The following is a 23,537-nucleotide window of genomic DNA, read 5'->3' as shown; positions in this document are numbered from 1 at the left end:
CTCGATTTATTAGAACGATATGACCCAGGAGAACTTAAACAAATGCTTCGCCAAATAATAGGAGAAGCATTTGTGTAGATACCTATGGGTCAAGCCAAAGCACGTTAGGGTTATGTCACGTTGGGTTATGTTGGGTTAATGAAATTTGGGTTCATACCATTTCCAGGCGTATAAGCTCCAAAATCTTGAGAAGAACTAGACGGTGGAGGAAACATTGTAAAAGACGCTCCTGTTGTATAGAAAGATGGCTCAGGAGGAGGAGCTGATGGAGTTGGTATAGGACAAATAGCTTTAGCTTGTGCCAATAATTCATCACAAACTTGAGATTTTTGTTCTAAGTCTTGTTTTAAACCGGGCTCTTTATCTAGGGCTTCGGCTAGTTTATAGGTCAACTCGGGAATAGTTACTTTTTCTAATTGATTTTGCTCAGCCATTAACTCTTGTTCATGGCGTTGTGCTTCAAGAAGTTGTTTATTATTAAAGTATTTTTGCAAACGATTAATTCCTTTAGCAGCAAATAAACCCAAGGAAACAGTTAAACAGGCTCCAGCTACGATCATAGGAATGATTAAACTCATAGGTGGTACAAGAGCTGTGACTCCTAATGCGGCAACAGCAAAATATAGCCCACCTGATAATAACAACACGCTTAAGGAAGTACCTAAGGTAAGCCAAGCGGGAGTTGTTAGGGGTTTGTTGCGACGATCAAGGTCTTGATTTTTTTGAGCAAGCTTCTCCTGTTCTTCTGGAGCTCGCTGCAGTTTGGATGCGATCTCAAAAATACGTTCATTTGAAGTTCTTATTGATTGCCGGGTTGCACTTATCGTCTCCTGGAGGTCACGCAACGCTTTGGTTCTATTAAGCTTCTCTTGTTCAGCAGCTAAAAACTCCGACATAGTATCAATAAGCCGGACAAGCGCTTGTTTCTCATCAAAGGCAAGGTGTGCTAATGTAACAGTTTTTTGGCGAAGACTAGCCAAAAAGAATGGGAATATACGTTTTTTTGCTTCTGAAAATTTTTTATCAAATAACTCATCAACCTTGCGATCTAGCTCGAGTAGCCTTTGGGTGAATAGTTGGTAATTTTGAGAGGATAAGCGGTTTTCTAAACTTGCTTGATAGCAACGACTTGTTCTTTCCGCTATACGCTTTTGACGTTCTTTTCTTCTTTCAGTCAAGACATCCAGCTGGTAATTAATTTCTGACAATCTAGCTATATAAGAGAATGATCCATAAGTTCTTTGTGGATAAGACCCAACAGAATGAACGTGTGTGGGTTGCTGACTTAAAATGAAGCCTCTTTCTCGTTGTAAAGTAAAGTATCTTCTTTTATCTTCTAAAACTGAAGCACTATCTTTTAGTTCTTCCTCCCGATCTTCTTTCGCTTGTCGCTCTAAGAATTGTCTTTCAAGCTCTTTAAAATGGTTTCTTTTTTCTTCAACAGCTATTGGCAAAAGTTCTTGCTCTATCGCATGGACTACCTCTGCAATAGGTTCGTGTGCTAATAAGAGAATTTTTAGTTGAGCAAAGGAAAGCTGGAGCGTAGATAGGTAGTTTAAAACTTGATTATTGACTAGAGACGTTATATTTATATCGGCTAACTTTGGCATAATCCGGATCAACAAATATTCAAAGTGGTTGGCATTAAACCATAATAAATAATTTTAGGCAACATCTTTTCGTAGGGTGTGCATCTAATTTCTGTGCACAACACGGCTTTTTTGCTTACTTGCCGTGCTTTATTTAGGAGCTTAACAACCGATGGATGCTGCGGTCAAAGCCGCAACATGTAGGAAATATCGACGGTCTGCCGCAATCAAGCCTTAGCTTAATGCTATTTGATGCATTTACCCTACTTATCTTCGTAGTTAAAAAAAACCGGACTTAGTCCGGTTGTTAATAAAATTTAATGATTTTTTTTAACACACGCCTTCACGGTAATTCTGACATTCAAAATGAAGCTTACCGTCTTTCATTTTAATCGTCACATGGCCGCCATTTGAAAGTTTACCAAAGAGCAGTTCTTCAGCAAGTGGCTTTTTGATGTGTTCTTGAATTAAACGAGCCATCGGTCGAGCTCCCATGGCTTTGTTATAGCCATGTTCAACCAACCATTCACGGGCTGCTTTTTCAACTTTAAACGAAACCCCTTTATTGCTCAATTGTTCTTCAAGCTCCATGATAAATTTATCAACGACTAAGCCAATCGTTTCCACATCGAGTGATGCGAAATTAATGATGGCATCTAAACGGTTTCTAAATTCTGGTGTAAATTGACGCTTGATGACCTCTAATCCATCCGTGGTGTTATCTTGAGATGAGAAGCCAATGCTGTTTCGACTGATTTCTGCAGCACCTGCGTTACTGGTCATCACCAAAATGACATGACGAAAATCAGCTTGGCGGCCATTGGTATCGGTTAAGGTACCATGATCCATAATCTGCAATAAGAGATTGAACACGTCAGGATGTGCTTTTTCAATTTCATCAAGCAACACAACCGAATAAGGGTTTTTAGTAACGGCTTCCGTCAGCAATCCACCTTGATCATAACCTACATACCCAGGAGGTGCGCCAATTAGGCGTGAAACGGTGTGTTTTTCCATATATTCAGACATGTCAAAACGCAGCAACTCAATTCCCATCACATTGGCAAGTTGCCTAGTCACTTCGGTTTTACCAACGCCTGTTGGGCCGGCAAATAAGAAACAACCCACTGGTTTTTGCGGTTCACGTAAACCTGAACGTGCTAATTTGATGGCTGATGCCAACGCAGTAATGGCTTCGTCTTGCCCATACACTAATAGTTTCAAATCACGTTCAAGATTTCTCAATGTATCTTTATCCCGTGCAGACACTTTTTTAAGTGGAATACGTGCAATTTTGGCAACCACACTTTCAATTTCAGCAACGCTAATTAATTTTTTACGCTTGCTGGTGGTTAAAAGATTTTGATAAGCGCCTGCTTCATCGACCACGTCAATGGCTTTATCCGGTAGGAAGCGATCATTTATATATTTTGCCGATAATTCCGCCGCTGCTTTTAAAGAAGGAATTGAGAATTTTACCCCATGATGCGCTTCTAATTTTGGCTTCAAGCCTTTTAGGATTTCAAAGGTTTCTTCAACAGAAGGTTCGGAGATATCAATTTTTTGAAAACGTCTTGCCAGCGCTCTATCTTTCTCAAAAATTCCGCGATATTCTTGGTAAGTAGTCGAGCCGATGCATTTTAGCTCGCCATTTGCCAATAAAGGTTTTATTAAGTTTGATGCATCCATCACCCCACCAGAAGCGGCTCCTGCTCCAATAATGGTGTGTATTTCATCAATGAATAAAATGCCCCCTTCATGCTCGCCTAATTGCTTTAAGACGGCCTTAAGCCGTTTTTCAAAATCACCGCGGTATTTGGTTCCCGCCAACAGGGCCCCTAGATCCAGTGAGTATACGACATGATTTTTAATGGACTCAGGAACTTCCCCATCTACAATTCTTCTGGCTAAACCTTCCGCGATAGCCGTTTTACCGACGCCCGCCTCACCTACTAAAAGAGGGTTATTTTTACGACGGCGGCTTAAGACTTGAATAGTACGTTGAATTTCTTCGTGACGCCCGATTAAAGGATCGATTTTGCCAAGTCGCGCGCGATTATTTAAATTCATGCAATAATTTTCAAGCGGTGATTCATGAGCATCCGACACCATCATGTCCTCATCCATTGGAGAACTCATGTTGTCGTTAAAGTCATTATTTTGGAATTTTGAGACACCGTGCGATATGTAGTTAATGACATCAAGACGCGTTATATTTTCCCGTCTTAAAAAATAAACTGCCTGGCTTTCTTGTTCACTAAAAATTGCCGCCAAGACATTTGCTCCACTGACTTCAGTTTTCCCTGCCGATTGCACATGAAATACGGCCCGTTGGAGCACCCGTTGAAAGCCGAGTGTTGGTTGTGTTTCTCTATCCAATTCATCTTCAGGAATGCGTGGGGTGGTTTCATCAATAAATTCAATTAAATCACGGCGCAAGGATTCGATGTTGGCATCACAAGCTTGTAATACATTACCAGCAGCAGGGTTATCCAGTAAAGAGAGCAATAAATGTTCAACCGTCATGAATTCATGTCGTTTCTCTTTGGCTTCTTTGAAAGCTAGATTTAAGGTAAATTCAAGCTCTTTGTTTAACATAATCGCTGCTCCTCCTATCCAGCACTGCTGTTACTCCGGCTCCATGCTACACAACAATGGATGGTCATTCATCCTGGCATAATCGTTTACCAAGACTACCTTTGTTTCAGCGATGTCGCGTGTAAACACACCACAAACGCCCTTTCCTTGATGATGAACCTGAAGCATAATTTGTATGGCGATTTCTTCATTAAGCTGAAAAAAGCGCTTCAAGACATCAACAACAAAATCCATCGGTGTATAGTCATCATTTAGCAGCACCACTTTATATTTTCTAGGCTGCTTTAAAGCCGGCAAGATTTTAGTTTCTGCCGTTTTTTCTTCAACTACATTTTGTAAATACCAACTGCTCATTTACAAACACCCTTTATTAATTTTATAGACTTTCATTAGGCATTTAGCCAGTAAATTTTGTTATAAATCACTTTAATTGTCTTTTTCTGCTGGCATCCATTTCACCCTGACAACTCATAAAACAAATTGTTTCTTGAAATAAAGAGATAAATGTGAATTTTGGGGATTTAGTTTTGCAGCCACTAAAAAACAAAGTCAGGTTTGAGGAAACCGCATCCACCGAATCCTGAAACCTGACTCCTTGCCCTTACTAGTGTCTGAATCTTCTACACATCTCTTAAAACCCAGTCCAGATCTACTCTTCCACGCTCCGTGGCTTGTCCACGGAATTCAGGAGTACTGCGCTAAACACTGGACCCCGCGGTCAAACCGCGGGGAGTAGGCCAGGCTGTGATCAAGAGGCAGTACTAGCATGCAGCACGGATAAATTGACTCCTTAATGCATATGATTAATTATAGCCTCTGCAAAGCCTGAACAACTTACTTCATGCGCATCATTCATCTGGCGAGCAAAATCGTAGGTCACCGTTTTGTCTTGAATTGCGCCTTCCATACCATTCACAATTAAATCGGCGGCCTCTTCCCATCCAAGATGACGTAACATCATTTCGGCAGATAAAATAATCGAACCAGGATTCACTTTATCTTGCCCGGCATATTTAGGTGCTGTTCCGTGTGTTGCTTCAAACACCGCAACATGTTCGCCGATGTTTGCACCAGGTGCGATACCAATTCCCCCTACTTGGGCAGCTAAGGCATCAGAAATGTAATCACCATTAAGATTTAATGTTGCAACCACACTGTATTCATCGGGTCTTAATAAAATTTGTTGTAAAAACGCATCTGCAATTACATCTTTTATAATAATGGTTTGCCCATTGTTAGGGTTCTTAAGCTCCATCCAAGGCCCGCCTTGGTACTCGGTAGCGCCAAATTCTTCTTTGGCAACCTCATAACCCCAATCTTTGAATGCGCCTTCCGTAAATTTCATAATGTTGCCTTTATGAACTAACGTCACCGAGTCGCGATTATGATCAATGGCGTATTGGATAGCCGCTTTCACCAATCGTGAGGTGCCTTCTTTGGATACAGGTTTTACTCCAATACCGCAATGCTCTGGAAAACGAATTTTTTTAACGCCCATTTCATCCCGTAAGAAATTAATGACTTTTTTAGCTTCAGGCGAATCAGCCTTCCATTCAATGCCAGCATAAATATCTTCTGAATTTTCGCGAAAAATAACCATATCCACTTTTTCAGGCTCTTTCACTGGACTTGGCGTGCCCGAAAAATATCGAACTGGCCTTAGACAAGTATACAAATCTAATTCTTGTCGAATGGTAACGTTTAATGAACGGATCCCACCGCCTACAGGTGTCGTTAAAGGCCCTTTAATAGACACCAAGTATTTTTTAATTGCATCGAGTGTTTCTTTAGGAAGCCATTGATCCTGACCATAGACTTCTGTAGCTTTTTCACCAGCATAAATTTCCATCCATGCAATTTTTTTCTTCCCGCCATATGCTTTTTCTACAGCAGCGTCCACCACATTCAGCATCGCAGGCGTCACATCAACGCCAATACCATCGCCTTCAATATAAGGAATAATGGGTTGATCAGGAACATGTAACGTAGAATCCGATTTGACTGTAATGGCTTTGCCTTGGGAAGGAATAGTTATTTTTTCATACGTCATGGATTTTCTCTCCGTCAGATTTAAAGTGGCTCATCATAGCATGAGAAGTGATTTTGAAACAAAATAGAAATGATAAACCCAGATATTTAGCATTAGAAATTCAGTAAGCTCGTAGCACATTGAATTTTGACTAACAACGATGCATACGCGATACTAATCGCTCACATTTTACGGAGTAATTATAAATGAAAGGGTATATTGTTTCTAAAGATCGGAGAAAAATGTTAAATTACTCATTTTTTGGAGACGAAAAATGGCATACCTTTAAGATCAAAGAACTAAAAAAAAAGTTTAACAATACGTTTTCAGAAAGTGAAACTTTGCTTATTTTTGCAACAAGAAAAGATGCTTTAAATTATGTTAAAGCACGTTCAATTATAGATTTACACTATACGGAAGGATTTTGTCCTGAGTATGGTTTTATGCCGCAATATAAAGATCATCTTATTTTCGAAGTAGAATTCTCAGAAGATTTTAATTTACGTACTTACCCTGTTGAGCAAGGTATCTACTCCTGTCCTGACCTCTACCTTGATTGGAAATTTAACTCTTTGCTTCAAAAAATAGATCGTGGTAAATATCTTTATCCTCCATGCCATAAAGTGCCTAAAGACCAGTTTATGTTGCAACCTAATACCGATAACACCAAAGTACCCAAACGTGCTGGATGGCAATATTTAGCTCCTAAAACCATTATATGTTTGGTATCCGCGATCGATTCTAGAGATAACGAGTATAATTTATCAGACCTTACTCAAAATGAATCAAGTTGTGTTTGTAGTTTAATGTAATGCTTAGCGAAATGAGGCCTCACGTAGTGGTATTAACGAAGGATATGGCTACGTCTTTGAGACTTTATGGAATGACCCATCCGCTAAAATTCGAATCCATGGCCATAGCATTAAGCTAAGAAGCGAACTGCACAAAACTGTAAGAGACAAATAGGCGTAGCCTAAAAACGCATTGGTTAACAGCAAAATACTTTGATAAATCATTGCCAAAATCATGATGAGTAGCATTTGTTGCCCAATAGGGAAAAAAGTAAACCGTCTTGAAAATCCTGAAGCAAGCCATGCGGTGAGTAATAATGCGAAAATATGCTCACCAATGACCGAGCCTAGCAAGACATCAAGACAAAGGCCCAAAACAAAAATCAAGCCAACGTTAAAATAGACTGGTATGCAAAATTGAATGTATAAAATAAGCAATAAGACCCATGGTGGACGAAAAGCACTTAGCCACTCAGGCATCGGTAAAATCGATAATGCCAGCACAATGAATATTGCCCAGATCAGCCGAACATTACTTTTCATGTAGGTATCCCATTATGCCAACATCCGATTATCATCCTGATTTTTCAAGCGTTCATTAATTTGCATCGTTAGTTCCGCATGTTCTTTTTCAGGCCAGATGAGTAACACTAAGCGATTGCGATTCAATAAAGCAACTGGATTCACATCGACCTTAATAAATTCTTCTCCTGGTATGTTTTTTACGGCCTCAACACGACCAACCGGATATCCTTCAGGATAACGACGACCAAGCCCTGAAGTCATGAGTAAATCACCAACATGAATTTCAGATGACTTAGGTAAATTAATGAGTGCTAAGCGATTCATATTATTTGTGCCTACCAATATAGCCCGCTCACCTGTTCGGTGGTTTTGTACAGGAACCCCACTTTTAGAGTCGGAGATCAAAAGTACCGTACTCGTCATTTTACCCACATCAATAATTTGCCCGACTACGCCTTTGGCATCTAATACTGGCTGACCAACAAAAACCCCTTCGCGTGATCCTTTATTCAATACCAACAGCTGCCTTGAAGAAGTCGTTTCAACGGCTAAAATTTGAGCTGCCATTGTACGAGCATTCACGCTTGACGAGGTATTGAGTAGTTCTTTTAGTTGAGAGTTTTCATGACGAAGCACCATCAGTTTTTGCAATTGATTTTCAAGCATTGCCTGGCGGTAACGAAGCTGTATATTTTCATCAATCAGTGCTTTTTTAGAACCAACTAAAGATTGCATCCAACCAATCACACGCACTGGATAATCTACAGCGTATTGCAAGGGAGCTACGAATAAAGAAAATCCACTACGCATTGCATTTAAGTAGTGGTAATGATAATCAGCAACCATTAGGCCCAATGACAAAAGCAAGGCGAACACAAAGCTTAACGCTCTGTGCTTGCCTTTGCTAAATAAGCCTGGATGTTTATTCAGTTGAGAGGAAATCACCGCCGCGCAAATCCATAGTTTCTAATGCTTTACCGCCGCCTCGCGCAACACAGGTTAACGGATCTTCTGCTACCAATACGGGTAGCCCTGTTTCTTCCATCAGTAGGGTATCCATATTTTTTAGGAGCGCGCCACCCCCAGTTAATACCATACCCCGCTCTGCAATATCCGCTGCAAGCTCAGGAGGAGCCAACTCTAATGCAGCTCGAACAGCGCCAACAATTCCTGACAAAGGCTCTTGTAAAGCTTCTAAAATTTCAGCACTGGTTAAAGTAAAGCTACGTGGCACTCCTTCTGCTAAGTTGCGACCACGAACTTCTATTTCGAACAAATCACGACTTGGGAAAGCCGAGCCAATTTCATGCTTAATGCGCTCTGCCGTCGTTTCCCCAATAAGCGTTCCATAATTACGGCGCACGTAGGAAACAATAGCATCATCAAACTTATCTCCACCGATGCGAACCGATTGATGATAAACAATCCCGCTTAGCGAAATAATGGCAACTTCCGTTGTTCCTCCGCCAATATCCACCACCATCGATCCACTAGCTTCTTCCACGGGCATACCAGAGCCCAATGCAGCAGCCATAGGCTCTTCAATAAGAAACACTTCACGTGCACCAGCACCCATGGCAGATTCTCGAATAGCACGACGCTCAACTTGGGTTGAACCGCAAGGAACACAAACCAGAACACGAGGACTTGGTCTTAAAAATCGATTTTCATGCACTTTGTGAATAAAATGCTGTAGCATTTTTTCAGTCACGAAGAAATCAGCAATCACGCCATCTTTCATAGGACGAATGGCATTAATATTGCCAGGCGTTCTTCCCAACATACGCTTGGCTTCTAGGCCAACGGCAGCGACACGTTTTTGGCCAGATTCGTTACGAAGCGCTACAACCGATGGTTCATTTAATACAATCCCCTTATCTCTGACGTAAATCAGCGTATTGGCTGTTCCTAAGTCAATCGATAAGTCGTTCGAGAAAACACCTCTTAATTTCCTAAACATGAGCTTTATTACCTTAGTATTTTTTTTGTGAGAACTTTAACCTACTTTTGAATAAAAATCGACTGGTCCCCTAGAAGTTTTGATCGTTTTTTTGTTTTTCAGTTTGTTTTAATCAAGAATAAAGTTCTTAAGAGACTTATAATCAAGTGGTGATAAACTAAGTACAAAACGATCAATAAAGCGTTCGTTAACTATTTACACAAATCACTTCATTTAGCCCAACTTACCTACTTGTTGTTTTATATCGTCGCTCTATCTGATAAATTGGGTGCAATGCACTGATTCCAAATAATATTTTTTTGTAAGTCAAATCATATATTAATCTCAAATAATACAGGTTCACCATGGGAAAAAAAGCGAACACTCAAAACGAAGAAACAAAAGCGAAAATTATTGTCCGAAATGCACGACATAATGACATTCAAGCCATCCAGGAACTGGTACGTGCCGCTTATCCCGACTACCTGGATAACTACCCCACAGCGGCAGTACGTGGGCATATTAATCATTTCCCAGAAGGCCAATTTGTTGTCGAGTACGAAAATAAAATCGTGGGTTATTGCGCGACCTTTAAAATTAATGGAGAAATTGCTTTAAAGCCTCATACTTGGAGTGAAATCACGGGTAATGGATTTGCGTCAAGACATGATCCTCATGGCGATTACTTGTATGGAATGGAGGTCTGTGTACACCCAAATTATCGAGGTCTTCGCATCGGTAACCGGTTGTATACTGCTCGTAAGCGGCTATGTCAGGCCGAGGGATTAAAAGGCATCGTTTTTGGGGGTCGCATCCCAGGTTATTCTCGTCATGCCAAGCGTTATTCTGATGTGAATGATTATCTTCTTGCAGTAGTCAACAAAGAAGTTCGCGATCCAGTTTTGTCTTTTCAACTTCGTAATCAATATGAGCTTATTGGTGTTTTACCAAACTATCTATCGTCTGATAAGCATTCTAAAGGATATGCGGCGCATTTATTATGGATTAATCATGCGGTTTCTTCGGAGATAGAGCCAGAAAAAAAATCACCAATTATTCGCATGGGAGCAATTGATAAAGTGCGATTAAGTGCTGTGCAATACATGCAGCGTCGAGTAGGTTCTTTTGAAGAATTCGCACAGCATGTGGAGTATTTTGTGGATGTGGTTGCTGATTATTATTCTGATTTTGTAGTATTTCCTGAATTATTTACTTTACAGCTTTTATCCATCGACAACGTCACGTTAACACCTGAAGAGGCTATATTAAAACTTACGGATTACCGGGAACGCTTTGTTAATCTGATGTCTTCTCTTGCTGTGAAATACAATATTAATATCATAGCAGGCTCTCATCCAACCAAAATAGGCGAGAACGTTTATAACATTTGCTACATTTGTCTTCGCGATGGTCAAGTTCATGAGCAGGCAAAAATTCATCCAACCCCAAATGAGCGTTATTGGTGGAACATTCGCGGTGGGGATGAGCTTCATACGATCATGACCGATTGCGGGCCAATTGCCGTATTAATTTGTTATGACAGTGAATTCCCTGAGCTTGCACGCCATGCAGTAAATCAGGGTGCGAGAATTCTATTTATCCCATTTTGCACCGATGAAAGACAAAGCTATTTACGCGTGCGTTACTGTGCTCAGGCTCGTGCTATTGAAAATCAATGTTATGTTGTAATGGCAGGTAATGTCGGTAATTTGCCAGGAGTGGCTAATATGGATATTCAGTATGCACAAAGCGCTATTTTTACGCCCTGCGATTTTCCCTTTGCAAGAGATGGTATTGCAGCAGATACCACACCCAATGCAGAAATGGTGTCTTTTGCCGATTTGAGTTTAAAAGCACTTGAAAAAGCCCGAAGCCAAGGAACCGTACTGAACTTGAAAGACCGACGGCACGACTTGTATACCGTGAAATGGAATGTGAAATAAGACCAGGGTAAAGGCACCTAATAGCATTAAATAAAATCCAAACATCTATGTTCCGCCGTGCTGTATGGTAGGAATCAGCTCCGAACTTCATTCAAGATCGACTCGATGCCCTGCATAAAGCAGAACAAGTAGGCAAAAAAACTGAGATTGTTGGGCTGCGCTTCGCTTAGCCCAACCTACTGTTTGATTCTAGTTTTTTATGAATCACAAACGCTACGCAGGCAGTTAGTTTTTTTGCCATATCAAGATGTAAAAATTCATTGGGGCCATGGGCGTTTGAATTCGGGCCAAGGACGCCGGTTATCATAAACTCCGCTTTGGGGTACGCTTTGCCTAGCATCGCCATAAAGGGGATGGTCCCGCCTTCCCCCATATACATAGCAGGCTTCTTATAAAATTTCATCGAAGCCTCATTGACCGCTTCTGAGAGCCACTCAGGCATAATAGGGGCATGCCAGCCTGGTGCTTTATCTTCAACTTTAAAACGAATCTTAGCCTTGTATGGGGGGGTATGGGTTAATTTTCTTTCTAAAACTTCTGCTGCTTTATCTGCGTTAGTAAGCGGTGGAATTCGCATTGACAACTTCAATGTGGTTTTTGGGCGTAGTACATTTCCAGCATCTTCGATAGCAGGTAACCCTTCGGCTCCAGTTATTGTTAAGGCGGCTCGCCATGTTCGGTTAAGTAGTAATTGCTGGATATTTGAGGTTACGGGTTTTACACCAGAATGAAAAGGAAGCGATTGATAAACGGATTCGTCTAGCACGTTCGCTTGCTCGGCTGCTTCATTAATTCGCTCAGGAGGGATATCGCATTGTAACTCCTCTACAATGACCTCACCGGTTTGCTCATGTTCAATACGACTGAGAAGTGCCCGAATTACGCGGAAACTATCCGCTGCAATTCCACTGCCATAACCCGAATGAATTCCTTCTTTAAGCAATTCAACACTTAGTTCACCAACAATATTTCCTCTTAAAGAGGTCGTCATCCATAATTGATCATAATTCCCTGCACCAGAATCTAAACAAATAATTAAATTGGGCGTTCCTATTTTATCTTTCAACGTTTCAATATAAAAAGGCAAATCCTGACTTCCACTTTCTTCACTGGCTTCAATAATAATGACACAACGTGGGTGAGAAACTTCTTGTTCCTGCAAGGCGCAAATAGCCGTCAGTGCTGCATACGCTGCATAACCGTCATCCGCAGCTCCCCGGCCATACAATCGGCCATCTTTAATTACGGGGTCCCAAGGACCATGATCCTTATCCCATCCTGTCATTTCGGGCTGCTTGTCTAAATGACCATACAAGAGAATTGTATCCTCTGTTTCTCCTGGAATTTCCATATAAATGAGAGGCGTTTTTCCTTTTTGGCGAATCACCTCAAGCGCCAGTCCCCGAGGCGCGTTGGCTTTACACCATGAGACCACATGCTGGACCGCTTTATCCATAAAGCCATGTTTTTCCCAGTCATGATCAAAATGAGGCGATTTGTTAGGAATTTTGATGAATTCACACAAGCTTGGGATGATTGAGTCTTCCCATTGCTTCGTAATAAAAGCATATAAATTATCCGCGTTAAGCATCTTTACTCCCTGCTATGATTCAGCTGTTCGTTTGATGAGTTCAATAATGGCTTCACTACTAGAATGAATGGGTAATTGTTTCATTTTATGAATACGCTCTTCTTTGGTATTCATCACTTCCTGAACGGCCTTAACTAAACATTCAGGATTTAACTGCTCTTCTTCTATCACATAACTGATGCCTAATGATGCAAAATAACGCGCATTTTGAATTTGATCACCGCGGCTTGCTTTTTTGGAAAGTGGAATCAATATATGTGGTTTTTTTAACGCCAATATTTCATACAGAGAATTCGCACCGGAGCGAGAAAGCACCACATCACTTGCAGCCAATAAATCGCCTAACTCATCACGCACATAATCAAACTGGCAATATCCTTTTTTATCGTTTAACTGGGGGTCAACATTACCTTTACCGCAAATATGAATAATCTGAACAAAAGAGAGCAAATTATCCAAAGCCTTACGAAGGCATTGGTTAATTACTCGTGATCCTAAACTTCCACCCATCACCAATAAGCAAGGTAAATCCGCTTGCAATCTACACGTTTCGAGGCCTTTTGTTTTATCTCCTTTTAACAAGGCTTCACGAATGGGAGTGCCGGTTACTTCCACTTTGCTTGGTTGTTTAAAATGGTATTTGGCAGGTTCAAAGGTCACACACACCTTACTAGCGAAAGGAAAACTTAAACGATTAGCCAAGCCTGGAGTCATATCAGATTCATGAGCAATAACTGGGATCCGATTTAACCAAGCACCAACCACAACGGGAAACCCAACAAATCCTCCTTTCGAAAAGACCACATTGGGTTTTAAATGATGTAAAAGAAAAAATGATTGAACGATTCCATATAGAATTTTGACTGGATCAAGAAAATTTTTCCAACTGAAATATCGTCTAAGTTTGCCGCTTTTAACGGCATGATAGGGGATATTCAGAGGCGAAATCATTTCTTTTTCGATCCCTTCCTCAGAGCCAATATAGTGAACCTTCCATCCCTCGCTTTGCAAGGGGTTAATGAGAGCAAGATTTGGGGTTACATGCCCAGCCGTGCCACCTCCAGTGAATACAATTCGTTTGGTCATAAGAGATCCCAATGTTATCCCAGTCGTTTCCAGTCTTATCCAGGCTTAAATAGATCCCATACAAAAAGCTTCGCTTTTTTACGGGATAACGTTCGTTTGGCGGTACAAAAGTCATACATGAGATTTGTGGCAAACTCATTTAAATAATTAATAAGCTTAAATCGATTGCCTGAATGGATTTAGTCACAGCCCCTACCGAAATAAAATGAACTCCTGTTTCAGCAATAGCTCGAATTGTTTGCCTCGTCACCCCACCGGATGCTTCAAGAGGACAATGATGCTTCTCACCCAAAACCACCGCTTGCTTTAATTCTTCCAAAGAAAAATTATCCAACAAAATTCTATCGGGTTTTGCTTGCAACGCCTCACGAAATTCATCAAGCGTTTCAACTTCAACTTCAACCAGTAAGCGGTTATCTCTTTTACGAGCCGATTCTATCGCCGAGCGAATTGAGCCACAGGCCTTGATATGATTTTCTTTAATTAAAAAGGCATCGTATAAGCCATGGCGATGATTCACCCCGCCCGCGCAGGCTACAGCATATTTTTGCGCATGCCTTAACCCAGGGATCGTTTTTCTTGTATCTAATAATTGCGCGCCGGTGCCTTTAAGTAGCTCAAGATAATGATGCACTTCAGTTGCAGTAGCGCTTAGCGTTTGCAAAAAATTTAAAGCACAACGTTCGGCCGTTAAAATCGAGCGGGCAGCGCCTTGTAATTCACATAAGCTACTAGGATTTTTAATCCATTGTCCTTCTTCATGCTGCCAGTAAACCTTTATTTCTGGATCAATCTCTTTGAATACCATGTCAACCCAAGGCTGACCACACAAAAGCAGTGGTTCGCGGGATTTGATGACCGCGCTTACAATTAAATCATCCGGTAGTAGTGAAGCGGTCACATCACCCGTTCCTATATCTTCTTCTAAAGCTCGTCTTACGTTGGATTGAATAATGGATTGATTTGGAATCATATCTAACTACCTATAAACAGCCTTTTGCTTTGCATAACGGGCCTTCATCCAAAGCGGTGCAATTAAAGTCGTCACGATAACCATAAGAATAATGGCGGAAAATAATTGATCTGAAATCACCTCAAGCTTTCGGCCAATCGAGGCAAAAATAAGCCCGACTTCTCCCCTGGGTAGCATGCCAATACCAACCAAAAGGCGATCTGACTTTCGACTTGCACCGAGACCACAAACTAATTTTCCTAATATAGCGGCGATTATAAGTCCAAATGCTAGAAATAGAACATTCAAATTAAAAAATAACTCAATTTTGACTTGAATTCCCATTAAGACGAAAAACAATGGAGCCAAAATAAACTCTAAAGGAGCAACCAATTCAGCGACGTTTAATCGATTATGGCGATCAAATTTTTTGGGAAACAGCTCTTCGCTAATGATAATGCCTGCAGCAAATGCACCAATAATCGTAGCGAGCTGAATTAACGTTGCAAACCAAGAAAAGAGCATTACAAAAATAAACGTGACAAATAACTTAGCTTCCCAAACCTCTAAAAACTTAAAAAGATACAGAACTTTTTTAAGAAACCAAGTCCCAAATAAAAGCGCGATTGAAAAAAACAAAACGGATAAAAGAATAATTCGACTGACGTTAAAAATATCAAGAGCCCCACTCACCACAATACTCGTTACAATTGCGAGAGCAATTAAGCCAAGAATATCATCAATCATAGCCGCCCCAAGAATCGTTTTGGCTTCACGGGTTTGTACTTTCTTTAATTCTTTTAAAACGCGCGCGGTGATTCCAATACTCGTGGCTGATAAAGTGGCCGCGACAAACAAATCAGATTGATAAGACGAAAAGGGCATAAAGATATACATAAACCCCATAGCCAAAAGAATTGGGGCAACAACACCAATGACAGCGACTTTGAGAGATTCCATCCCCGTATGCACTAATTCATCCACTGACGTTTCCAACCCCACCATAAATAAGAGGAAAATAACGCCATATCGCGAGAAAATATCCACCACGTAAGCCACTTTCAACCAACTCGCACCACTTGCTCCTTTCAGCGCTTGAATCATTTGCAAAGCTTCTGTTGGATCATGAATGGTGGAAGTCACGGCTTCATGTAAAGGGATCCCTGTGAGCAAATCATTCATAATGCTGTAAATAGCCGGCCCTTCTCTAAGCACAAGCGCAAGGGGCATTCCCAAAAAATAAAATAAATTTCCAACTAAAACCCCCATTAACAGCTCGCCAAGTACACCAGGCTGATTGAGCAGTTCAGCAATGTAGCGACCCGTAATACCTAGAAAAAAAATGAGGGTTACCCATAAAATAACGGAGGCAACCGGTTCAAAGTGAGTATCACCCACGCCGGCATATAAAAGTGGCGGGAAAAATAGGATTATGAGAGGCCAGAATCGGAAACGGCGCATTACGTTTCATCCTTTGAAAATCCGTTCATTTCTTCCTTAGAGGTCCTTTTTCTATCGCTATACTCAGCACTTACTAAGCTCAGAATGCATGAAGTTTAAATAGCTTAAGTTAAGAATTACTTTTTTGCCAGAAACAAACAGGTTTCAAGCACCGAATCTGGATTTAGAGAAAGGCTATCAATACCTTCTTTCATCAACCATTCTGCAAAATCCTGGTGATCGGAAGGCCCTTGTCCGCAAATACCTACGTATTTTCCTTGTTGCTTGCAAGCTGATATCGCCATATGCAGCAGTTGTTTGACTGCATCATCTCGCTCATCAAACTGAGAAGCGATTAAGGCTGAATCTCTATCTAACCCGAGGGTCAATTGAGTCAAATCATTTGAACCAATTGAAAATCCATCAAAATAAGTTAAAAACGCCTCAGCGAGTAAGGCATTGGATGGCAATTCACACATCATAATAATGCGTAAATTTTCTTTTCCACGTTCAAGTCCATGTTGTTTGAGAATTTGAATTACCTGCTCGGCTTCACGAATGGTTCTTACAAAAGGAATCATGACCTCGACATTATTCAAGCCCATGTCGTTACGAACTCGTTTGACTGCTTGGCACTCTAAGGCAAAGCAATCAGCAAAATCCTTCGAAATGTATCGAGATGCGCCGCGAAATCCTAACATCGGGTTTTCTTCATCTGGCTCATAAAGATTTCCACCGACTAAATTCGCGTATTCGTTTGATTTAAAATCGGATAAGCGCACTATCACAGGCTTTGGATAAAATGCCGCAGCAATCGTAGCAATGCCTTCTTTTAGCCGTTCGATATAAAATTCAACCGGTGACTGATAAGCAGCGGTCTTTTCATCGATGTATTCTTTAAGCTTTTTATCTTCCAAAGCATCAAACTGCAGCAGAGCTTTGGGATGAATGCCAATGGTATTGGATATTAAAAATTCAAGCCGCGCAAGACCAACGCCTGCATTTGGAATCGATTGGAAGGTAAACGCACGTTCAGGGTTACCCACATTTAGCATCACTTTCACGGGTAATTCGGGCATAGTATCCACATCAAGCTGGATGCATTCAAAGGGCAATAATCCCTCATAAACATAGCCATTATCTCCTTCAGCACAGCTCACCGTAACAGGCTCACCATCACGAATCACTTTCGTGGCATCCCCACAACCTACCACAGCCGGGATGCCTAATTCCCTTGCGATAATCGCGGCATGACAGGTTCGTCCACCACGATTGGTGACAATGGCTGAAGCCCGCTTCATGATAGGCTCCCAGTCGGGGTCGGTCATGTCTGAAATTAATACATCACCCGGAGCAACTTTATGCATTTCGCTAATGTCTTTTATAACACGTGCATTTCCTTGCCCAATCCGTTGACCAATACTACGACCCTCACTCAAAATGGTTCCGCTTTCTTTAAGTTGATAGCGTTCAAGTACTTGCTTATTCGAGCGACTTTTCACTGTTTCAGGTCTGGCTTGAAGAATGTATAACTTCCCATCAACACCATCCTTCGCCCACTCAATATCCATAGGTCGACCATAATGCTTTTCAATAATCACCGCTTGTTTAGCAAGTAACTCCGCCTCATCTGAAGTCAAAGAAAAAAGGCGTTGTTCTTGTTTAGGCACATCCATCACTTTGACCTTCTCTTTCGTGTTGGCTTCGTCGTTATAGATCATCTTGATGGCTTTGGTCCCCAAATTGCGGCGAACTACGGCTGATTTACCGGCGGCAAGTGCTGGCTTGTGAACGTAAAACTCATCAGGATTCACTGCACCTTGAACCACCATTTCACCGAGCCCGTAAGAAGAGGTAATAAACACCACCTGGTCAAAACCAGATTCGGTATCCATTGTAAACATGACGCCACTCACCGCTAAGTCACTGCGAATCATTTGTTGGACGCCAACCGATAGCGCTACATCTTGATGATTAAACCCTTGATGAACGCGATAAGCTATGGCTCGGTCATTATATAAAGAAGCAAAAACCGTTTTGATGGCGATTAAGATTTCGTCAATTCCATGCACATTTAAGAGGGTTTCTTGCTGGCCGGCAAAAGAAGCATCCGGCAAATCTTCAGCGGTAGCAGATGAGCGCACGGCCACACTGAAATGTTCATTACCGATGGTATTCACTAGATTTAAATACGCCGTTCGCACCGCGTCTTCAAAGATTCCTGAAAAAGGAGCTTCTAAAACCATGGCGCGAACTTTTTTTCCGACTCGAGCAAGCTCGGTTACGTCTTCAACATCTAAAGATGAGAGCAAGGTTTGAATTTTTTTATCAAGTCCGTTATCGACTAAAAAGCTTCTAAACGCATCAGCAGTTGTCGCAAATCCCGTTGGCACGGACACACCGGCTGAGGATAAATGGCTAATCATCTCACCTAATGAGGCGTTTTTACCGCCCACTTGCTCTAAGTCCTTCATCGACAAGTGTTGGAGTTCTATTGTATAAGCGTTATCAGCCATAAATTCCTCATATCCAATACGATCATGAAAATTCATTCTACTTAAATTGCTGGAGGTTGTGAATTAGAACGTCATTTAATATCATATGCACTTTCTAATTTCTCGATAATGCCATGACTTTGTCTCCATTAAACGCGATTTCTCCTATTGACGGCCGATATCTTTCTAAAACCCGTAAACTAAATTCCTACTTTAGCGAACAAGCCCTTATTTATTATCGCCTCCTGGTGGAAATTCGTTGGTTAGAATCCCTTGCCCAAAACCCTCAGGTTAAAGAAATTTCCAAACTCGGATCAAATGAAAAGACCTTTCTCAAAAGCATTTTAGAGAAATTTAATGAGCGGGAAGCCGAAGAAGTCAAGGCGTATGAAAAGCAGACGAATCACGACGTAAAAGCCGTTGAATATTATCTTAGAGATAGGCTCCAGGAGCATGATGGTTTAAAACATACAACAAGCTTTATTCACTTTGCCCTCACCTCTGAAGACATAAACAATCTGGCCTACGCCTTAATGATTAAAGAGGCTATCGCAAAAGTCATGCTGCCTAATTTGGCGGAAATTACCGCCAGCATTACCTTGCTTGGCAAACAACATGCTGAGCGTGCCATGCTGGGTCGCACTCACGGCCAACCGGCGACCCCAACGACTATGGGTAAGGAGCTTATCAATTTTGCTGCGCGCTTAAAGCGTCCTCAGCAACAATTAGCGGAAGTTCTTATCTCTGCGAAATGCAATGGTGCTGTAGGGAATTACAATGCGCATGTGGTGGCTTACCCTGAGGTGGATTGGCGAGCTCATTGCTCCAAGTTTGTAGCTGATCTTGGTTTATCCTTTAGTGCTTATACAACGCAAATTGAACCGCATGATGGGTTAGCCGAAGTCTCTCATTTAATGATACGCATTAACAACATTCTTCTTGATTTTACAAAGGACGTTTGGAGTTATATCTCGTTAGGATATTTTAAACAAAAGCCCGTTGATAATGAGGTAGGCTCTTCTACCATGCCGCATAAAATTAATCCGATTGATTTTGAAAATGCCGAAGGCAATTTAGGATTGGCGAACGCGTTGTTTGATCATTTCGCGAATAAGCTCCCCCTCTCTCGTTTACAAAGAGACTTATCAGACTCCACCGTCATGCGTAATATTGGTGTGGCTTTCGCCTATTCACTCATTGCCTATAAATCGATAGTCAAAGGCAGTGAAAAACTTCAAATCAACCAGCAAGCATTAAAAGACGATCTCGCTGAAACCTGGGAAGTCTTAGCGGAAGCGGTTCAAACGGTGATGCGACGTTATAACGTTCCTAATGCGTACGAGCAATTAAAAGATTTAACTCGCGGTCAAGGGATTGATGCGGAAAGTCTAAACGCGTTCATCGAGTCCTTAGATATTCCTGAAAAAGCTAAGAAAAGGCTTCTTGAATTAACCCCAGAGCAATATACAGGGCTTGCTGCGCAGTTGGTTAAAGCATTTTCATGAGCAAGACTTTTTCTCAACAAGGCGATACGTTTGAATTCGACGCATTAGTTATTGGGACTGGTCTTGCCGGACTGCATTACTGTAAGCAGCTCCTTGAGCTAGCTCCCCATGCCAAAATTGCTTTAATTAGCAAGGCGCAAGCGGAAGAATCTAACAGTCATTATGCTCAAGGAGGCATCGCAGCCGTTTTTTTACCAGAAGACTCTATGGACTCTCACATCCAAGATACCCTTATCGCCGGCGATGGGTTGTGTTATCGTCCGTCGGTGGAAAGCATTATTCGCCAGGGCCCTGAAGCGATTCGTCAATTACAACGCTACGAAATTGAGTTTGATAAAACCCCTGAAGGTCAATATACCTTAGCTAAAGAAGGCGGGCATTCTCATCGACGTATCTTTAACTGCGGTGACAGAACTGGGATGAATACCACGAATGCCTTGCTTTTATCCGTTAGAAACGAATCACAGGTCTCATTTTTTGAAAATCATATCGCCGTTAATTTAATTACGCGTTATCTCCCTCATCAAACTGAAAATCAAGGCGAAGTGTTAGGAGCCTACATACTAGACTGTAAAAAAAACCGGATTCATACTTTTTTGGCTCGCTCGGTAATTTTAGCCACTGGAGGTGCTGGAAAAACTTTTCGTTATACGTCAAACCCGATGGTCGCCACCGGCGATGGGGTCGCTATGGCGTATCGTGCTGGTGCTCGCGTGGGGAATATGGAGTTTTATCAATTTCATCCTACTCTCTTACACCACCACACTGTCAACAATTTTTTAATCTCTGAGGCCGTTCGTGGCGAAGGAGGGCTTTTAAAAAATGCCGATACCCTCGAACGATTTATGCATCGCTATGCCCCCGATAAATTGGAGCTCGCAACACGCGATGTGGTGTCCCGAGCCATTTTTAGTGAGATTGAACAAAGTCAACAAAGTTTTGTTTATCTTGATATTACGCACCAATCTAAATCTTTTTTGAAAAAACGATTTCCCAATATTTATAATACTCTGGCTGCCATTGGCATCGACATGAGCCAAGATATGATACCCGTTGTTCCGGCAGCGCATTATCAGTGCGGTGGCGTACTGACAGATGCACAAGGCAAAACGGATTTGAAGCGTTTATATGCGATTGGGGAAGTCGCTTTTACTGGGCTACATGGCGCTAACCGACTTGCCAGTAATTCTTTACTGGAAGCCGTCGTTATGGCTTCTAATGCCGCCAGAGCAAGCCTTTCTGATCTCAATCAACCTTGGGTCTCGGCCGATCCCATTGCTCGCTGGAGTTCCCCATCGGAAGTAAACGCAAGACGAGCCAGCCAAATTAACGCACATTGGCGAAGCTTACGTGGAGAAATGACGTCTTACGCTGGAATTGTACGAACAGAAGACGGACTTCAAGATCTGCTACAATTAATTATAAAAAGAAAAAAAATTATTGAAGAGTATTATTGGAATCATTGCATTACGCGTGATTTTATTGAGCTTAGAAATATAATTCTCAATGCTGAGTTAATTGTTCGAGCAGCCCTTACTCGTCGTGAATCACGAGGTGGGCACTATCGAGAAGATTTTCCTTATAAAAGCCCTCATACGCAAGAAAGTATCTCGCGTATGAATTCGCCGCAGTTTCCTTTTTCATAGAAAAGGTCCTGTATAGTTTTTGTATTAGGTGTATTCGATGTTTAAAACCAATCATACTTACCATCCCGAAAAAACCCTCATGCGAATTACAAACGACATGAGTATTTGTCAAAGTGACTATCCTTTGGATTGGTATCAAGAAGAGCTTATCCCTTACGCTGAAGCCTATCAGGCGCTTCCAGATCGCAAACTCACTACCGTTCTAGAATGGATGCGCCCCTACATGACCAAAGCTCAGGATCATTTTGGCGATCAATTATTACTTCTCGCTCATTATTATATGGGCGGTGATATCGTGCGACTCGTTGAACAGTTTGGTGGGAAGATAGGCGACTCATATCAGCTAGCGCTTATGGCAGCGAATCATCCAGAGAAATCCGTTATCGTGGAATCAGCCGTTCACTTTATGGCAGAGTCCATTAGTATTCTCGCAAACAATCATCAACACGTTTACATCACTAATCCGAAATCAGGCTGCACGATGGAGATGTTGGCCAAAGACTTTATGGTTGAACCTGCATTTTTGGATTTAAATGAGCGATATGGCTCAAACAAGATTCTTCCAGTTTGTTACATGAATACTTCTGGTCGAGTCAAAGCGATGACTGGTGCCCAAGGTGGAGCTGTATGCACCAGCTCAAACGTTAAAAAAATTGTTCGATGGGCGCAAAAGCAAGGAAAAAAAATATTATTTATTCCCGATCAACACATGGGTGAAAATATTGCTTGGTGGTTAGGTATTCACAATTTAGCTTACTGGCCTGGAGGTAGTGCAGGAGCACACTATTCTTTGTTCAATCAAGATAGAGCTACACTTGAAACATTTGATAAAGCAGAACTCATTCTCTTTGCAAGTGAGTGTGCAGTTCATACCTATTATCAACCGGAGATGTGCACCTATTGGCGCAATCAAGGCTACACAACCATTGTTCACCCTGAATGTCGTAATGAAGTCGTTCGAATAGCCGATCATGCTGGCTCTACATCATTTATTTGGGACTACGTCACTGAGGATAGAGCAAAAACAAAACACTACGCCATAGGAACAGAAAATCATCTGGTTGAAAATTTAAAACAACACTGTAAAGCCCTTGGCATTGAAGTCGTCAATTTAGCTGAAGCACCTACAGCTCATGACACGACTAGATTTGGTTGTGGCTGTGCGACCATGTCTCGAAATGATCCTCCTCATTTAGTGGGATTGCTGGATTTGCTTCGCCAAGGGAAAACCATGACTTATAACGAGGTTAAAGCGGGCGATGTGGTCAATGAGTTCAGTGGTATTCGTCAAAGGCTGGAAACACATGATCAAGCATGGGTTATTGAAAATGCCAAAAAAGCTCTGCAGATGATGATTGATATTACTGAAGATAAAATTTAGTAATTCGTCTTAAATCATGTGTATGAT

At 41.5% G+C, this 23,537-nt stretch carries 17 protein-coding genes; 5 read left to right on the top strand and 12 right to left on the bottom strand.

Annotated features, from left to right (window positions below; all coding sequences use genetic code 11):
- Positions 1-125 precede the first annotated feature (125 nt).
- The 4 genes from E1O41_RS10655 to icd all read right to left on the bottom strand — a co-directional run bounded on the left by E1O41_RS10655 (position 126) and on the right by icd (position 6,237).
- On the bottom strand, positions 126-1,610 hold the full coding sequence (locus tag E1O41_RS10655) for a hypothetical protein (protein WP_131777319.1): 1,485 nt from the start codon (positions 1,608-1,610) through the stop codon (positions 126-128).
- A gap of 309 nt (positions 1,611-1,919) precedes the next feature.
- Positions 1,920-4,187: an ATP-dependent Clp protease ATP-binding subunit ClpA gene (gene clpA, locus E1O41_RS10650; protein ID WP_131777318.1), complete on the bottom strand. Its 2,268-nt coding sequence runs from the start codon at positions 4,185-4,187 to the stop codon at positions 1,920-1,922.
- 30 nt (positions 4,188-4,217) lie between these two features.
- The gene (gene clpS, locus E1O41_RS10645; RefSeq protein ID WP_131777317.1) at positions 4,218-4,541 is read right to left on the bottom strand and encodes an ATP-dependent Clp protease adapter ClpS; all 324 of its coding nucleotides are present in this window, start codon (positions 4,539-4,541) and stop codon (positions 4,218-4,220) included.
- Between the two features lie 436 nt (positions 4,542-4,977).
- A complete protein-coding gene (gene icd, locus E1O41_RS10640) occupies positions 4,978-6,237 on the bottom strand; it encodes an NADP-dependent isocitrate dehydrogenase (protein WP_131777316.1) in 1,260 nt (419 codons plus the stop codon).
- A gap of 185 nt (positions 6,238-6,422) precedes the next feature.
- On the opposite strand from icd, the gene E1O41_RS10635 reads away from it, so the two are divergent.
- Positions 6,423-7,028, top strand: a complete 606-nt coding sequence (locus E1O41_RS10635) for a hypothetical protein (RefSeq protein WP_131777315.1) — start codon at positions 6,423-6,425, stop codon at positions 7,026-7,028.
- A gap of 48 nt (positions 7,029-7,076) precedes the next feature.
- Here E1O41_RS10635 and mreD read toward each other — a convergent pair whose 3' ends face one another.
- From mreD to E1O41_RS10620, 3 genes are read right to left on the bottom strand one after another with little or no spacing between them, the layout of a single operon-like run.
- A complete protein-coding gene (gene mreD / locus E1O41_RS10630) occupies positions 7,077-7,550 on the bottom strand; it encodes a rod shape-determining protein MreD (RefSeq protein WP_131777314.1) in 474 nt (157 codons plus the stop codon).
- A 12-nt stretch (positions 7,551-7,562) separates the two neighbouring features.
- A complete protein-coding gene (mreC, locus tag E1O41_RS10625; RefSeq protein ID WP_131777313.1) occupies positions 7,563-8,477 on the bottom strand; it encodes a rod shape-determining protein MreC in 915 nt (304 codons plus the stop codon).
- The gene (locus E1O41_RS10620) at positions 8,455-9,492 is read right to left on the bottom strand and encodes a rod shape-determining protein (protein ID WP_025385468.1); all 1,038 of its coding nucleotides are present in this window, start codon (positions 9,490-9,492) and stop codon (positions 8,455-8,457) included. The genes mreC and E1O41_RS10620 overlap by 23 nt, the downstream gene beginning before the upstream one ends.
- A 344-nt stretch (positions 9,493-9,836) precedes the next feature.
- Between E1O41_RS10620 and E1O41_RS10615 the strand changes: the two genes are divergently transcribed.
- Positions 9,837-11,414: a bifunctional GNAT family N-acetyltransferase/carbon-nitrogen hydrolase family protein gene (locus tag E1O41_RS10615; RefSeq protein ID WP_131777312.1), complete on the top strand. Its 1,578-nt coding sequence runs from the start codon at positions 9,837-9,839 to the stop codon at positions 11,412-11,414.
- A gap of 166 nt (positions 11,415-11,580) precedes the next feature.
- On the opposite strand, the gene E1O41_RS10610 is transcribed toward E1O41_RS10615, so the two are convergent.
- From E1O41_RS10610 to ppsA, 5 genes are all read right to left on the bottom strand, one after another.
- Positions 11,581-13,005: a M20/M25/M40 family metallo-hydrolase gene (locus E1O41_RS10610; protein ID WP_131777311.1), complete on the bottom strand. Its 1,425-nt coding sequence runs from the start codon at positions 13,003-13,005 to the stop codon at positions 11,581-11,583.
- Positions 13,006-13,017: 12 nt separating this feature from the next.
- Positions 13,018-14,091 carry an undecaprenyldiphospho-muramoylpentapeptide beta-N-acetylglucosaminyltransferase gene (locus E1O41_RS10605; RefSeq protein ID WP_131777310.1) on the bottom strand — a complete coding sequence of 358 codons (1,074 nt, stop codon included), beginning with the start codon at positions 14,089-14,091 and terminating at the stop codon, positions 13,018-13,020.
- A gap of 139 nt (positions 14,092-14,230) precedes the next feature.
- Positions 14,231-15,064 (bottom strand): carboxylating nicotinate-nucleotide diphosphorylase, encoded by an 834-nt coding sequence (gene nadC, locus E1O41_RS10600; RefSeq protein WP_131777309.1) that lies wholly within the window; start codon positions 15,062-15,064, stop codon positions 14,231-14,233.
- 6 nt (positions 15,065-15,070) lie between these two features.
- Positions 15,071-16,504 (bottom strand): cation:proton antiporter, encoded by a 1,434-nt coding sequence (locus E1O41_RS10595; RefSeq protein ID WP_131777308.1) that lies wholly within the window; start codon positions 16,502-16,504, stop codon positions 15,071-15,073.
- Positions 16,505-16,620: 116 nt separating this feature from the next.
- A complete protein-coding gene (gene ppsA, locus E1O41_RS10590; protein WP_131777321.1) occupies positions 16,621-18,999 on the bottom strand; it encodes a phosphoenolpyruvate synthase in 2,379 nt (792 codons plus the stop codon).
- A 113-nt stretch (positions 19,000-19,112) separates the two neighbouring features.
- On the opposite strand from ppsA, the gene purB reads away from it, so the two are divergent.
- The 3 genes from purB to nadA are packed head-to-tail and all read left to right on the top strand — an operon-like array spanning position 19,113 to position 23,510.
- Positions 19,113-20,483, top strand: coding sequence for an adenylosuccinate lyase (gene purB, locus E1O41_RS10585; protein WP_131777307.1), 1,371 nt, complete (start codon positions 19,113-19,115; stop codon positions 20,481-20,483).
- Positions 20,480-22,129: an L-aspartate oxidase gene (gene nadB / locus E1O41_RS10580; protein WP_131777306.1), complete on the top strand. Its 1,650-nt coding sequence runs from the start codon at positions 20,480-20,482 to the stop codon at positions 22,127-22,129. The genes purB and nadB overlap by 4 nt, the downstream gene beginning before the upstream one ends.
- A gap of 37 nt (positions 22,130-22,166) precedes the next feature.
- The gene (gene nadA, locus E1O41_RS10575) at positions 22,167-23,510 is read left to right on the top strand and encodes a quinolinate synthase NadA (protein WP_131777305.1); all 1,344 of its coding nucleotides are present in this window, start codon (positions 22,167-22,169) and stop codon (positions 23,508-23,510) included.
- Positions 23,511-23,537 lie beyond the last annotated feature (27 nt).

Origin of the sequence: Legionella impletisoli (genome assembly GCF_900639875.1) — a bacterium.
GTDB lineage: Bacteria > Pseudomonadota > Gammaproteobacteria > Legionellales > Legionellaceae > Legionella_A > Legionella_A impletisoli.
The sequence above is the reverse complement of the archived record's forward strand: the minus strand, read 5'-3'. Positions and strand labels throughout refer to the sequence as shown.

Excerpts from the sequence above, each read along its gene's own strand:
- E1O41_RS10655 (WP_131777319.1), bottom strand. The coding sequence starts at position 1,610 with ATGCCAAAGTTAGCCGATATAAATATAACGTCTCTAGTCAATAATCAA.
- clpA (WP_131777318.1), bottom strand. The coding sequence starts at position 4,187 with ATGTTAAACAAAGAGCTTGAATTTACCTTAAATCTAGCTTTCAAAGAA.
- clpS (WP_131777317.1), bottom strand. The coding sequence starts at position 4,541 with ATGAGCAGTTGGTATTTACAAAATGTAGTTGAAGAAAAAACGGCAGAA.
- icd (WP_131777316.1), bottom strand. The coding sequence starts at position 6,237 with ATGACGTATGAAAAAATAACTATTCCTTCCCAAGGCAAAGCCATTACA.
- E1O41_RS10635 (WP_131777315.1), top strand. The coding sequence starts at position 6,423 with ATGAAAGGGTATATTGTTTCTAAAGATCGGAGAAAAATGTTAAATTAC.
- mreD (WP_131777314.1), bottom strand. The coding sequence starts at position 7,550 with ATGAAAAGTAATGTTCGGCTGATCTGGGCAATATTCATTGTGCTGGCA.
- E1O41_RS10620 (WP_025385468.1), bottom strand. The coding sequence starts at position 9,492 with ATGTTTAGGAAATTAAGAGGTGTTTTCTCGAACGACTTATCGATTGAC.
- E1O41_RS10615 (WP_131777312.1), top strand. The coding sequence starts at position 9,837 with ATGGGAAAAAAAGCGAACACTCAAAACGAAGAAACAAAAGCGAAAATT.
- E1O41_RS10610 (WP_131777311.1), bottom strand. The coding sequence starts at position 13,005 with ATGCTTAACGCGGATAATTTATATGCTTTTATTACGAAGCAATGGGAA.
- E1O41_RS10605 (WP_131777310.1), bottom strand. The coding sequence starts at position 14,091 with ATGACCAAACGAATTGTATTCACTGGAGGTGGCACGGCTGGGCATGTA.
- nadC (WP_131777309.1), bottom strand. The coding sequence starts at position 15,064 with ATGATTCCAAATCAATCCATTATTCAATCCAACGTAAGACGAGCTTTA.
- E1O41_RS10595 (WP_131777308.1), bottom strand. The coding sequence starts at position 16,504 with ATGCGCCGTTTCCGATTCTGGCCTCTCATAATCCTATTTTTCCCGCCA.
- ppsA (WP_131777321.1), bottom strand. The coding sequence starts at position 18,999 with ATGGCTGATAACGCTTATACAATAGAACTCCAACACTTGTCGATGAAG.
- purB (WP_131777307.1), top strand. The coding sequence starts at position 19,113 with ATGACTTTGTCTCCATTAAACGCGATTTCTCCTATTGACGGCCGATAT.
- nadB (WP_131777306.1), top strand. The coding sequence starts at position 20,480 with ATGAGCAAGACTTTTTCTCAACAAGGCGATACGTTTGAATTCGACGCA.
- nadA (WP_131777305.1), top strand. The coding sequence starts at position 22,167 with ATGTTTAAAACCAATCATACTTACCATCCCGAAAAAACCCTCATGCGA.